Below are 13381 nucleotides of genomic sequence, written 5' to 3'. Positions count from 1 at the left end.
ATGTATTTGTAAACCATTTAAATCTTACAGCCATGAAAAAGTATTTGCTTCATTTTGCCACCACCATGATCCTGGCAGGTTCCGTTCATCTGGCCTATGGACAAAAGATTTTGCCTAACATGCGGCCTTATGATCAAAGAGGACTCAATATGTTTGAGCCACCCAAAAACGATACGGCTACATTCACTCATTTGCAACTGAAAATCGGAGCCGGATTCACCCAGCAATTTCAGGCCCTGCGCCATTCCAACGAAGCCACGCCCAACATCGTGAACGGTGTGGATCAGAATAAGCTCATTACCATTGGCAATGGTTTTAACCTGGCCACAGCCAACCTGAATCTGGATGCCACTTTGGCTGATGGTATTGAATTAAATGTGATTACTTATCTTTCATCCCGTCATCACAACGATACCTGGGTAAAAGGTGGTTATTTGCAAATCGACAAATTAAGCTTCCTGCATAATCAGACCATTGATCATCTGATGAATAATGTGCGTTTTCGTGTAGGTGATTTTGAAATCAACTATGGTGACGCTCATTTCCGCAGAACCGACAATGGACAGGCTATTCAAAATCCTTTCGTTGGTAACTATATCATGGATGCTTTCATGACGGCTATCAGTGGTGAAGCTTATGTAATGAGCAAGGGTTGGATTGGTATGATCGGTGTAGCCGGCAGCCAGGTGAATACCACTGTCACCAATCCATCAGGCCGCGGACCAGCTATCTATGGTAAGTTAGGATTCGATAAGCAACTCACACCCGATTTTCGTTTTCGGCTCACCGGTTCAATCTATACCAATCGCAAATCGCCCGGCAATCAGCTGTATAATGGCGACAGAGGCGGATCACGCTATTATCTGGTGATGGAAAATACACAAGCAACCATTTCTAACAATGCATGGTCGGGTGAATACAATCCGCAATTCAGCAATCATGTGACCAGTATCATGATTAATCCCTTTATTCAATATCGGGGTTTGGTATTCTTTGGTACCTATGAACATGCACAGGGAAGAACAGGTGCAGAAACATCCAACAGAAAAGCAGATCAGCTTGTGGGCGACTTGCTGTACTACTTCGGCCCGAAACAAAACATTTATCTCGGTGTACGCTACGATTGGGTAAAAGGTGAATTACCAGGCATTTCTCAAGCTGTGAATATTGATCGCGTACAGGCTGCATTGGGATGGTATATTGCACCCACTGTGTTGCTAAAAGCCGAATATGTGAATCAACGCTATCATGATTATCCTACAAACAATATCAATTACGGAGGTCAGTTCCATGGATTGATGCTGGAAGGAACGGTTGGATTTTAATTTAAAATTCATTATCCATTCATCAAATTATCAAAACAACTATTCGTGAAAAAATGTTTTTATCAGCAAAATCTTAGAAAACCCTGCATCTTCATGCAAGCAGTTGGAGGTTGATGCTTAACAGGCTGGTAGCGGAGAGGCCTTATCGAAAAGGCCTCTCCTTTTCAACACACAACAGCTGATAAATAAACCTATGATTCAACTTACATGAACGGATAACTTTAATTCATAACTTTTAAATTTTTTGCCATGTTAAAAATATTGTTTTATACCGACGGCATGTATTTCAAACCTGAAATACTCAATTTCCCGGCCTATCTGGCACATCTTACCCATACCAAAATCTTAGAAGTATATCTGGATGATATGCTGAACACGGCACTTTGGTATGATCAGCGATCATTTGTTACAATACCCGGACAAATAGCAGAAAAAGAAAGATACGAGGCTATTGAGAAAAATTTTCAGAAACTACTTGAGGAGGCCGACAAAAAAGGATTGCTGGTTAAATCTTTTGAGGATGGCACTTCCACAAAAGAGTTGTTTTTCAAACACATGAGGTATTCCGATCTGCTTTTGCTCGATATTCATTCACTTAACAATCCTTCGGAAGATATTGTCAGATATAAATTTTTCAGAGATATTCTGATGTATGGGGAATGCCCGGTGATGCTGATTTCTGACAGCATAGATCATATTGATGAAATCTTGTTTGCCTATAATGGCACGCCTTCTTCTGTTTTTGCGATCAAACAATTTTCCTATCTGTTTCCTCAGTTCATGGATAAACCTGTTCGGGCAATCTATGCACAGGAAACGGAAAAAATGCAGGATAAGAAATTATTGATTGACTGGCTAAATGCACATTACATGGAAGCTTATTATGAAGAAACTGAAGAAAAATTGCTGGATAGTTTCTTGACAAGTTATCGGAGAAACAAACAAATTATGGGTGTCATGGGGTCTTTCGGGAGAAGCCTGCTATCGCAGATGCTGCATAAAAGTGAAGCCTTGCATCTGATGAAAATGTTGCCGATTCCGTTGTTTATTTCACACTGGTAATATAAATTCAAAGATGGCAGCTGGATTTGCAGTCATGAATTTCTGACTCCAGCACGCGTACAATTTCATCTTCTTTTTTCAGACCGGCATGCAGCACCTGTTCGGCCTTTGATCCGTATCGGAATATGGTGATGCCTTTGGCCCCTTGCTGCCAGGCCATCCGGTAGGCATTTTCCACATCGGCTATAGTGGCCGAAGCCGGCATGTTGATGGTTTTGGATACAGCATTATCCGTATATCGCTGAAAACTTACCTGATGAGCAATATGATAGGTATAGTCAATTTCCAGCGAAGTTTTCAACAGGCGTCTCACCGATTCCGGAAGTTGCCGGATATGCTGCACGCTTCCTTTCAGGATTATTTCATCGAGCATTTGTTCACTGAAATGTTGCTGGCGGGATAAGATTTCCAATGCAGCAGGATTGATTTCAAACAAGGTTTGGTTGTTCAATACATGTTCGCGTTTGTAGGCAATGGCAAATAATGGTTCAATAGATGAACTGGTGCCTGCTATAAGTGAAATGGTGCCGGTAGGTGCAATGCTGGTCAATGTAGCATTGCGGCGTTGTTGACTGGAAAATTGGCTTTGGATAATAAACGGAAAGGAACCTCTTTGTGCAGCAAGCGATGCCGAAGCTATTTGAGCTTCATGCTGAATAAACTGCATCAACTGCGATCCGAATTGCAAGGCTTCCTGTGAATCATACGGAATGCCCATGCGGATAAGCATTTCAGCCCATCCCATTACACCCAGTCCAATCTTACGGTTCCCGGTTGCCATTCGTTTCAGTTCCGGATGCAAATAGCGATTGATTTCAATCACATTATCGAGAAAACGGACAGCCAGGTGTATCGTTCGGCGCAGCTTTTCCCAATCCACCTGCCAATCCTGATTTTCTCTTTTTTGCAGCATCTTGCTGAGGTTGATTGAGCCCAGATTGCAGGATTCGTAAGGTAACAAAGGCACTTCTCCACATGGATTGGTGGCTTCAATTGTTCCGATTCCCGGTGTGGGATTGAATTGCTGAATGGTATCCAGAAATATCAACCCGGGATCACCCGTTGCCCAGGCTGCATGAACGAGCTTCTGCCAAAGATCTGCAGCCGAAACTTCTCGTTCGATGGTTTTTCCATGTACATCTGAGAAATGCAGGGTATAGGTTTTTCCTGTATCCAAAGCCTTGAAAAAATCATTCTTTATACCTACCGAAATATTGAAATTATTGAGTTGATGCGCATCCTCCTTGGCATTGATAAACGTCAGGATATCCGGATGATTGATGTTGAGAATACCCATGTTGGCACCTCTTCGTTTCCCTCCTTGTTTAATTTCTTCCGTCGCAGCATTGTATATTTTCATAAAAGCTACAGGTCCCGATGACGTACCACCCGTAGAAGACACATAACTGCCTTCGGGTCGGAGATGACTGAAATTGAAGCCGGTGCCTCCACCGCTTTGTTGAATCAGAGCCGCCAGTTTCAAAGTATCAAAGATGGCCGACATATCGTCTTCCACAGGCAACACAAAGCATGCACTTAACTGGCTTAAAGGTGTGCCTGCATTCATAAGCGTAGGTGAATTGGGCAGAAAAAGTTTTTCATTCATCAAATCAAAAAACAAAGATGCCGTTTGCTGTACATCCTTTGCCTGCCCCCAATACAATTCGGCTTCGGCCACAGCCAGAGCCACACGCTCCAGCATTTGTTCGGGAGTTTCTATAAGCTTGCCCTGCTCATCGCGGCGCAGATAGCGCGACTCCAAAACAATGCGCGCATTGGCTGTTAGTTCCATATAAGAAATGATAATCGTAAATGCAACTTATGCTGCAGGCTTATGAAGGTTTCGGCTCATATCGTTGAAACCGGCCGCTTTTTTCAAGCACTCTAATCCGGTACACAATGTTCATGGCTCCTTCTGCCAGCAGCTGATCGGGCTGTACGTCCAGTTCCATGGGCTTTTCAGCAGCTTGATGTACATCCAGCTTGTATATTTTCCGGATCAGCCTGTCCAATGCATAATATCGTTGTTGCGGATCCGTAATTTCTTCATATAATCCCCATACCAGCACGCTTAGCCAGTTTCTTTGATCCATAATTTCATCAACCTGAAAACATACTTCCTGCTGGTTTCGCAATGCCCGAATTTTCTCTCCTTCCCTTGAATGGGCGATAATACTAGTCCCATCAAACAGATAGGTTACCGGAATGATGTATATTCTGCCATTAATCTGGTATCCAATCCTGCCAAACGAATGGCGCTGCAAAAAATCATCTATTTGTGAAACGGTAAGTGAGCCCAGCATTTCCTGAATTTTTCCCCAATTTATGAAAAAACATGATGCGCTTACATTCCTGATGGATGATAAAAATCACCGGCTTTAGCTGATAAAACTCATTTCTGCAAATAGGTACGATTATCTTACTTTACAGGCTGAAATAAACTTCATATACATGAAATGGGTACAAGCTGCTGAAGCTGCATCAGTCGTGCAATCAGGTCATCGGGTTTTTATTCACAGTGTGGCGATGACACCGCATGTGTTGATTGATGCATTGGTTGCCAGATCGCATGAACTGCGGAATGTAGAAATCGTGCATATTCACACGGAAGGTGATCTCCCCTATTGCAAACCCGAATATGCTGATGCTTTTTACCCGAATTCATTTTTTATCGGAAGCAACATGCGGCAGGCGCTTGCCGAAGGAATCGGAGATTATGTGCCTGTTTTTTTAAGCGATATTTCCACATTATTTCGCCATCGCATATTGCCAATTGATGTGGCATTTATTCAGGTTAGTCCGCCCGACAAACACGGTTATTGTTCACTCGGCCCTTCGGTTGATGTAACCCTCAGTGCGGTAGAAACTGCCCGCTGGGTTGTAGCCCAGGTTAATCCTCGTGTACCGCGTACACACGGTGATGGGATCGTGCATGAAAAAGATATTGATTTTGCTGTGTGGCATGAAGCTGATATTCATGAAGTGCAAAGTCAACCAGTAACAGCTGTTGAACAACAAATCGGTCGCCATATAGCCGCCTTGATTGAGGACGGATCAACCCTGCAAACCGGCATTGGTGCTATTCCCAACGCGGTGCTCGAACAACTGGAACACCATCGCGATCTGGGTATTCATACCGAAATGTTTTCCGATGGATTGATACCGTTGGTAGAAAAGGAAGTTATTACCGGAAAATATAAAAAGGTCATTCCCCATAAAATTGTGGCTTGTTTTGTGATGGGATCGAAAAAAGTGTATGATTTCATTCATGATAATCCAATCGTGTCTATGAAAGAAACAGCATTTACCAACGATACGAGTATCATTCGGAAAAATCCCAAAATGGTGGCTATCAACAGCGCTATTGAAATTGATTTAACCGGACAGGTATGTGCTGATTCCATTGGTACGTATCAATATTCCGGTGTGGGTGGACAGATGGATTTTATCCGCGGTGCTGCTTTGTCAGAAGGTGGCAAACCCATCATTGCCATGGCATCTGTTACCAAAAATGGTGCAAGCAAAATTGTTCCTTTCCTGAAACCCGGTGCCAGTGTAACCACTACCCGCGCGCATGTGCATTATGTGGTTACCGAATACGGCGTGGTAGATTTGTTTGGCAAAAACCTGCGCCAGCGGGCAAAAGCATTGATTGAGATCGCTCATCCCGATCATCGGGAATGGCTGGAAAAAGCAGCTTACGAGCGCTTTAAAAGGTGGTAAACAATCCGGTATTTCACCAGCCCATACGTTCCCGTAGCCTCACGATGTGCATGAGGTGATGGCGGCCGTGCCAGGCATACATGCATGCTGCCCAATCCAGCGTAAAAAGCCGCTGCTGTTCAGGATGGTAATAGCTTCGTTGCCAGTCGTCACGGCTCATGTTTTGCATTAGAAAAACCCACCTGCGATGCAAAGCATGCAATAAAGTGATGGATATTTCAACCGGGAGCAGGCGACTATCGGGCAATTCAGCCCACCGTTCTTCGATAAATGGCTTAACCGTAGGCTGATGTTCTGTTAGTGCCAGTTTAAAACGTCCATAAACCTGCATATGGGCATCGGCCAGGTGATGCACTACTTGTTGAACCGTCCATCCACCGGGCCGATGTGGCGTTTGCAGCTGAGTTGCATCCAGATTCAAAACGGCCTGCTCAAGCAGGGAGGGCAGTTGCTCAACGGATTCAATGGCGCGCCGGATATCTTCTTCCGTAATAGGCTGAGGCGGCTGAAAACGACCGATATGGGATAACGCAAGGCTTCTAATTCCTGTTCCTGCATGATGAGATGGATTAATCTTCGCGTAATTCCTTACCGGTAAGGTGCAGAAACACATCTTCTAAATTGGCTTTTTTCACTTCCTTATGCCGTTCAAAACCCGAGCTCACCAGCTCATCGATGAGTCGCTCGGGCTTATCCAGCGCAATGATGCGACCCAGATCAATGATAGCCACCCGGTCGCATAAATATTCCGCTTCATCCATGTAATGCGTGGTGATCACCACGGTGGTGCCGCGTTCACGAATTTGTTTGATAAGATCCCAGAGGTTGCGCCGGGCTTGTGGATCCATGCCGGTGGTGGGCTCGTCAAGAAATATGACCTTCGGTTCGTTGATGAGCGTGGTGGCTACAGAAAAACGTTGCTGCTGGCCGCCAGAAAGCTCCTTAAACTTTTTTTTGGCCTTATCTTCCAGCTTGATGCTGCGCAACAGCTCCATGGCATCCACATGCCGGTTGTATAAGCCGGCAAATAAATCGATCAGCTGCTTTAAATTCAGATTAGGATAATACCCTGCACTTTGCAATTGCACGCCTATGATCTGTTTAATCTTTTGCGGCTCCTTGTCCAGATCATATCCATTCACCCATACCTTGCCGGAAGTTTTCGGGCGCAAGGTTTCGATGATTTCCAGCGTCGTGGACTTACCAGCACCGTTAGGCCCCAGCAAACCAAAAATCTCTCCTTCTTCCACTTCAAAGCTGATTCCTTTCACCGCTTCCAGATCGCCATACCGCTTCACCAGGTCCTGGACGACAATCATCTTTTTGTTTGCCATGCAGCAAACATACGCAAATCCCTTTTAATCCTGAGCAAGCAGGTATCTAAAAACCAATGAGATGAACAGCCCGTTAGAATATCCCATATCTATTCGGTGAATCGGGTATGACCTGCTGCGAAGCTTCCCACGATTCTTTAATAAGGTTATCCTCGAAGCGGAAAATATGAATCACCGACCATTGCGATTCGGCCGTGAGCACCACCTTGCCGTGAATGGCTACCCAATCGCCATCTTCCAGTACCCGCAGCACTTCATACGTTTTGTTTGGAAACTGGCGGGCATTCTCTTCCATAGCCTGCTGAAATGATGCCCTGTCGCCCCTGAAATAAGGATTGTGGTGTATGAAACCGGGATGCACATAGTGAGCAAAGGCTTCATCTACCCGCCCGCTGGAAGCCAGCCTGAGAAACGATTTGGCAATATCTTTTTTGCTGTTCATAACATGATACTTGAGCAAGGCTATTCAGGCATGGAGTAAGCCTTTTGAAGGGCTGCGATGTCAAATTTTTTCATCTTTAAAAAGGCCTGCGTAACGCGTTTGATCTGTTCAGGCGAACCTTCCTTCATCATGCTGTCGAGGATGGATGGTGTAATCTGCCAGGATATTCCAAAGGAATCCTTGCACCAGCCGCATTGTTCAGCCTCGGGCACAGCCGATAGGTGTTGCCAGTATGCATCTATTTCCGCCTGTGTATCGCAGGTTACCACAAATGAAATGGCTTCGTTGAACGCAAATGCATGATCGCCCGGTCCATCCATGATGGCCATCCAGGTTTCGTTGATTTGAAAATCGGCGTACGCTATTGCGTGGGCAAAGGGTGAATTGGTATCCATGTCGCTGTAATGTACCAACTGCCCGACCCTGACTTGCTGAAAAACCGACAGATAAAATTGCAGGGCAGTTTCAGCTTTACCAAACCGATCGCGGGTAAATAATAAACAGGGTACCACAAAAGGTCTTGGATCGCCCTCGGGATTAGACAGAATGAGTTGCCATGATAATCCATATCGATCCTGTATCCAGCCATAACATTTGCTGAAGGGATATTCTCCCAGGGGCATCAGCACCTTACCACCCTCCGACAAAGCAGCCCAGGTGTGTTCCAGATGGGCCTGTGCCTGCCGGTCGCGTGAGGGATCAAAATTCAGAAAAAATGAAATTGAAGGGTTGAACTGAAAATAGGGACCGGCATTGATGGCCATAAAGGGCTGTCCGGCTAAAACAAAAGAAAAAAGCTCCGCATTGCCCGAAGGGGTATCGTGCAAAGTGATGCTATGGGTAACATACGAATCAGGTATGAGCGAACAGTAAAGATCTATCGCTTCTTTTGCCTGATGGTCGAACCAAAGATGCGGAACAATGGGATGCATAGGCAAGCGGTTCAGGTGGGTAAATGGGGTGTATGGATTTGTCCATAAACTTATGATATCTTTTGCGATAAAGAACAATCCGTATTCAATGGATACAAGCCAATCATGCATTTCTGTTAGCGTACAACATAGTGAAGCACCACAATGCCACAATCAAAGGGTTGAGCTTCTATTAACCTGAAGTTTAATTTCCTGTCCAGCTCATGAAAAATGGATAATCCCTTGCCAATGGCTACAGGATTGACAAACAAGAAATATTCATCAATCAATCCGGCTCTGAGAAGGGAGGAAACGAATGTGGCACCGCCATAAGCTATGATGTCGCCGCCTTTCTGATGTTTCAGGCGAGTGATTTCGGTGATCAGATCACCTTTTGCAAGCACCGCATTTTCCCACACAGATTGATCGAGCGTACGGGTAAAAATTACTTTGGGTGTTTCCACCATTTTACGTGCAAAATCATCTGCCGTATGGGGATCGGAAAGTCTGGATTGCCACGCCGGAATAAAACCCTCGGCTAACTTTCTGCCCAGAACAATGGTATCAACGGGCCGGGTAAGATCCAACACATATTGTTTGATGTTTTCGTCCCAGTTCCATTCCAGCCAGTCCATTTCACCTTGGGGCCCACCCACAAAACCGTCTACAGACAGTTGCACTTGCAGTTTTAGTTTTCTCATGTGGTTTGTCATTAAATATTTTGATGCACAATGGCATTTGCCATGAAAATCAACTATTTGAGCTGTAATTGATCATCCATTGTATGCCAAATTTATCCACCACAATACCGTAATAGTCGCCCCAGAACTGATCCTGCATGGGCATTTGCACTTTTCCGCCTTCGGCAAGGAATTGAAAAATGCGGTCAGCTTCTGCTTTGCTATCGGGTGAAAGCAAGATGTAATGATTATTGCCCTTCACCAGTTTATGACCCATCGAGGGCAGGGTGTCGCTGGCCATGAGCATCCATCCATTACCCAGGGAAAGAGTTACATGCATCACGCGTTTCTTTTCTTCCTCCGGCAGGTTATCCATACCCGGCACATCGCCCATGTACATGATGCCCTGTCCCATAAACTCTCCACCAAATACAGATTTGTAAAACAGCATGGCTTCTTCCGTCTGGCCATCGAAATTCAAATAAGGAATAATTGCTTTCATGGTCAAAGTTTTTTAGAGGGTGAATACATTACTTTAGTTTGTTACACATGAGCAAACTTACACAAGGCATTGGTAATGCTGCGGGTGTAAAACAGGCAATTTCGGGGTGTGATTGCGGCAAAATTCTGTTACCTTCGGAAGAAAAACTTTTATGAAACACATTACACTTCTGGCTATTGAGGGAAGCAATTTAAGCAGCCTGGATCAGCCGCGCCGGGCATTTCTGGAAGTCAATCGCTTCCTGGAGCAGCAAAATCAAAGTCCAGCCTTTCAGGTTCAGACTGCCGGGCTTCATGCCACAGTGGAACTCGATCAGGGCTTGTTTACGATTCATCCGGATATACAGATTCAACAATTGCATCATACCGATCTCATCATTATCCCCTCGTGTGAAGTCCACGATATCGCCCATACGTTGCAGCGCAACCAGGAATATATTCCCTGGCTAAAAGCACAATATGCAAATGGCAGTGAAATTGCCAGTCTTTGTCTGGGCACCTTTTTGCTGGCAGCGACCGGCTTGTTGCGCGGAAAAACCTGTGCTACCCACTGGCAGGCTATTCCATTATTTCAACAATGGTTTTCGGATATTCAGGTCGTAACCGACCGCATTCTCACGGATGAATCCGGCCTTTATACCAGTGGTGGTGCTTTTTCTTCTGCCAATCTCATCGTATATCTCATCGAAAAATTCATAGGTCATGAAGCGGCTATTCATTGTGTGAAATTGTTTCAGGTGGATATGGATCGGCATTCCCAATCTCCATTTATGATTTTTCAGGGATACAAGCATCATGCTGATGAAACCGTTAAAAAAGCTCAGGCATTTATTGAGCAATATTATGCCCAACGCATCAGCATATTTCAACTATGCGAAACGTTTGCCATCAGCCGAAGGAATCTGGAACGCAGGTTCAAACAAGCTACTGGCTACACTGTAGGAGCTTATATCCAGCGTGTGCGAATGGAAGCTGCCAGGAAAAAACTGGAAAATAGCCTGTGTACCATTTATGAAGTGATGTATGACGTAGGATATCAGGATCATAAGGCTTTTCGGGAGGCTTTCAAGAAAATAACCGGACTGTCGCCTTTGCAATATCGAAACCGATATGGCAAGCATTGGTTTGCGCCATCGCAGGGTCAGATAGCCGGAGACCAACTGAACTGAAAATGAGTGAGTTTATGAACCATACGCTTCCACCCTACACAGCTCCGTCGCAAACCCGTATCGGGCACGTGCATCTGAAAGTAGCCGATCTGGAACGTTCGCTTTCTTTTTATCACGATCTGTTAGGTTTTGACATCACCATGCGATACGGACATCAGGCGGTTTTTCTTTCTGCCGGCGGCTATCATCATCATATCGGCATCAACATCTGGTACAGCCACCATGCACCACCCGCACCCTTGCATGCAGCGGGTTTGTATCATTTTGCGATTTTATATCCTACCCGAAAAGACCTGGCTGTTGTGCTCAACCGCTTGCTGCTGGCCGAATACCCGATTACCGGAGCCAGCGATCACGGCGTATCAGAAGCGATTTATCTAAACGATCCCGATGGCAATGGTGTGGAATTGTATTGGGACAGGCCGCGTGAGCAATGGCCTTTTCTTCCCGATGGATCTTTGCACATGTACACCCGGGCACTGGATTTGGAAAACCTGTTAGGTGAACTATCTTCAGGCCATGAATCTCGGAGTGAATAGTTTTTTTTCTGAATTTTGGCACATGCAAGCAGCTACACATAAGCTCGATATTCTGGCCATTGCGGCTCATCCCGATGATGTGGAACTTTCCTGTGCCGGCACGCTGATGGTGCATGTACAAATGGGCCACCGGGTGGGCATTCTCGATCTCACAGCCGGTGAACTGGGCACACGCGGAACGCCGGAAATCCGTGCGGCCGAAGCCCGAAAAGCTACCGAAATCATGGGCGTGGAAATACGGGAAAATGCAAGCCTTCCCGATGGATTCTTCCGGAATGATCAAGAACATCAATTGCGGCTGATTCCGTTCATCCGCTATTTCCAGCCCGATATCGTACTCACCAATGCCGAACACGACCGCCATCCCGATCATGGCCGTGCTGCCGAGCTGGTGGAGACAAGTTGCTTTCTATCGGGACTCATCAAAATTGAAACCCACTGGAAAGGCCAACCCCAGCAACCCTGGCGGCCTCGCCACATCTGGCATTTTATTCAGGATGAAGACCTGGAACCCGATTTTATTGTGGATATCAGTCCGGTGATGGATAAAAAGCTGGAGGCCATTAAAGCTTTCCGCTCGCAATTTTTAGCCAATCCCGATGATCCGCTGCAGACGTATATTTCCACACCTGCTTTTTTTGAGCACATTGTGCATCTCGCTCAAATGTGGGGATACCGCATCGGCACACAATATGGCGAAGGCTTCACTTCCCGGAAAAAATTAGGCGTCAGCCATTTGCATGTATTTGTATGAACCTTGAAGTGTATGTCGCATGAAAAGCATCAGCATCGTTTTGTTATGCGGGTTGCTTAGCCTGCCTGGCTTTGCGCAGCATTATCGCATTGACCGCAAGCTGCAACGTAAACTGGAGGCCCTGGTGAAGCCCTTTCAGGGAACCGTGGGGATTTACGTACACAAATTAGGCACAAACAAAGAAGCCGCCATCCATGCCGATTCGCTGTTTCCCACTGCCAGCATGATTAAAGTGGCTATTCAGGCCGTGATTTTTCAACGTATTGCCGACAGCCAGTTGCAATACCATCAGAACTTGTTATACAGAGATTCTCTCTATTACCCGGGCGTAGATATTTTAGGCATGGCCAAAGACAGCACCCATATTGAATTGAGCAAAGTGGTGATGCTGATGATTACGGAAAGCGACAACACAGCGGCCCTCTGGTTGCAATCGCTGGCAGGCGGGGGTACAGCTATCAATCAATGGCTGGCCGATCATGGTTATCAATATTATCGCGTCAACTCCCGCACCCCCGGAAGGGAAGCTGCCTATCGGCAATATGGCTGGGGACAGACCACACCACGTGAAATGGCCCAATTTCTGGTGCAGTTGAGAAAAGGCGAAATCATTTCACCGGCAGCCAGCGAACGCATGTATCGCAACCTGTGTCATATCTACTGGGATGATGTGGCGCTTTCGCAAATCCCGCCCTATGTGCAGGCAGCATCCAAACAGGGAGCCGTAGATGATTCCCGATCGGAAGTAGTGCTGGTAAACGCACCCCATGGCGATTACGTATTCTGCGTAGATACCAAAGACATTGCCGATCAAAGCTGGACACACAGCAATGCAGCCTGGGAGCTGATTCGCCAGGTATCAGCCCTGCTCTGGCATTATTTTGAACCACACGACCATTGGCAGCCACCGGCCGGCTATACTCCATTCATGGAAGAATAAA

Annotated in this window: 15 protein-coding genes; 7 read left to right on the top strand and 8 right to left on the bottom strand. The window is 45.9% G+C overall.

Annotated elements, in window-relative coordinates; genetic code table 11:
* Nucleotides 1-32 precede the first annotated feature (32 nt).
* On the top strand, nt 33-1325 hold the full coding sequence (locus BM367_RS10670) for a hypothetical protein (protein WP_092460373.1): 1293 nt from the start codon (nt 33-35) through the stop codon (nt 1323-1325).
* 249 nt (nt 1326-1574) lie between these two features.
* On the top strand, nt 1575-2387 hold the full coding sequence (locus BM367_RS10665) for a hypothetical protein (RefSeq protein WP_092460371.1): 813 nt from the start codon (nt 1575-1577) through the stop codon (nt 2385-2387).
* 7 nt (nt 2388-2394) lie between these two features.
* Here BM367_RS10665 and BM367_RS10660 read toward each other — a convergent pair whose 3' ends face one another.
* Nucleotides 2395-4179 carry an adenosylcobalamin-dependent ribonucleoside-diphosphate reductase gene (locus BM367_RS10660; protein WP_092460369.1) on the bottom strand — a complete coding sequence of 595 codons (1785 nt, stop codon included), beginning with the start codon at nt 4177-4179 and terminating at the stop codon, nt 2395-2397.
* 40 nt (nt 4180-4219) lie between these two features.
* Nucleotides 4220-4690, bottom strand: a complete 471-nt coding sequence (locus BM367_RS10655) for a pyridoxamine 5'-phosphate oxidase family protein (protein WP_092460367.1) — start codon at nt 4688-4690, stop codon at nt 4220-4222.
* Nucleotides 4691-4838: 148 nt separating this feature from the next.
* Between BM367_RS10655 and BM367_RS10650 the strand changes: the two genes are divergently transcribed.
* Nucleotides 4839-6110, top strand: coding sequence for an acetyl-CoA hydrolase/transferase family protein (locus tag BM367_RS10650; protein ID WP_092460365.1), 1272 nt, complete (start codon nt 4839-4841; stop codon nt 6108-6110).
* 13 nt (nt 6111-6123) lie between these two features.
* Here the strand turns inward: BM367_RS10650 and BM367_RS10645 are convergent, their stop codons facing one another.
* The 6 genes from BM367_RS10645 to BM367_RS10620 all read right to left on the bottom strand — a co-directional run bounded on the left by BM367_RS10645 (nt 6124) and on the right by BM367_RS10620 (nt 9979).
* A complete protein-coding gene (locus tag BM367_RS10645; RefSeq protein ID WP_143104014.1) occupies nt 6124-6723 on the bottom strand; it encodes a YfiT family bacillithiol transferase in 600 nt (199 codons plus the stop codon).
* Entirely contained in the window at nt 6680-7444 is a 765-nt protein-coding gene (locus tag BM367_RS10640; RefSeq protein ID WP_092460362.1) for an ABC transporter ATP-binding protein, read from the bottom strand. The genes BM367_RS10645 and BM367_RS10640 overlap by 44 nt, the downstream gene beginning before the upstream one ends.
* 73 nt (nt 7445-7517) lie before the next feature.
* A complete protein-coding gene (locus tag BM367_RS10635; RefSeq protein WP_092460360.1) occupies nt 7518-7886 on the bottom strand; it encodes a nuclear transport factor 2 family protein in 369 nt (122 codons plus the stop codon).
* Between the two features lie 20 nt (nt 7887-7906).
* Entirely contained in the window at nt 7907-8818 is a 912-nt protein-coding gene (locus tag BM367_RS10630) for a VOC family protein (RefSeq protein ID WP_092461031.1), read from the bottom strand.
* 116 nt (nt 8819-8934) lie between these two features.
* Complete coding sequence (locus BM367_RS10625) at nt 8935-9498, bottom strand: dihydrofolate reductase family protein (RefSeq protein ID WP_092461030.1); 564 nt, start codon at nt 9496-9498, stop codon at nt 8935-8937.
* 49 nt (nt 9499-9547) lie between these two features.
* Nucleotides 9548-9979: a VOC family protein gene (locus BM367_RS10620; protein WP_092460357.1), complete on the bottom strand. Its 432-nt coding sequence runs from the start codon at nt 9977-9979 to the stop codon at nt 9548-9550.
* Nucleotides 9980-10130: 151 nt separating this feature from the next.
* On the opposite strand from BM367_RS10620, the gene BM367_RS10615 reads away from it, so the two are divergent.
* The 4 genes from BM367_RS10615 to BM367_RS10600 are packed head-to-tail and all read left to right on the top strand — an operon-like array spanning nt 10131 to nt 13380.
* A complete protein-coding gene (locus tag BM367_RS10615) occupies nt 10131-11147 on the top strand; it encodes a GlxA family transcriptional regulator (protein ID WP_092460355.1) in 1017 nt (338 codons plus the stop codon).
* 14 nt (nt 11148-11161) lie between these two features.
* A complete protein-coding gene (locus BM367_RS10610) occupies nt 11162-11686 on the top strand; it encodes a VOC family protein (RefSeq protein ID WP_092461029.1) in 525 nt (174 codons plus the stop codon).
* A gap of 22 nt (nt 11687-11708) precedes the next feature.
* On the top strand, nt 11709-12440 hold the full coding sequence (bshB1, locus tag BM367_RS10605) for a bacillithiol biosynthesis deacetylase BshB1 (protein ID WP_092461028.1): 732 nt from the start codon (nt 11709-11711) through the stop codon (nt 12438-12440).
* 19 nt (nt 12441-12459) lie between these two features.
* Entirely contained in the window at nt 12460-13380 is a 921-nt protein-coding gene (locus BM367_RS10600) for a serine hydrolase (protein WP_092460353.1), read from the top strand.
* Nucleotide 13381 lies beyond the last annotated feature (1 nt).

This window comes from Thermoflavifilum thermophilum (assembly GCF_900116565.1).
GTDB lineage: Bacteria > Bacteroidota > Bacteroidia > Chitinophagales > Chitinophagaceae > Thermoflavifilum > Thermoflavifilum thermophilum.
The sequence above is the reverse complement of the archived record's forward strand: the minus strand, read 5'-3'. Positions and strand labels throughout refer to the sequence as shown.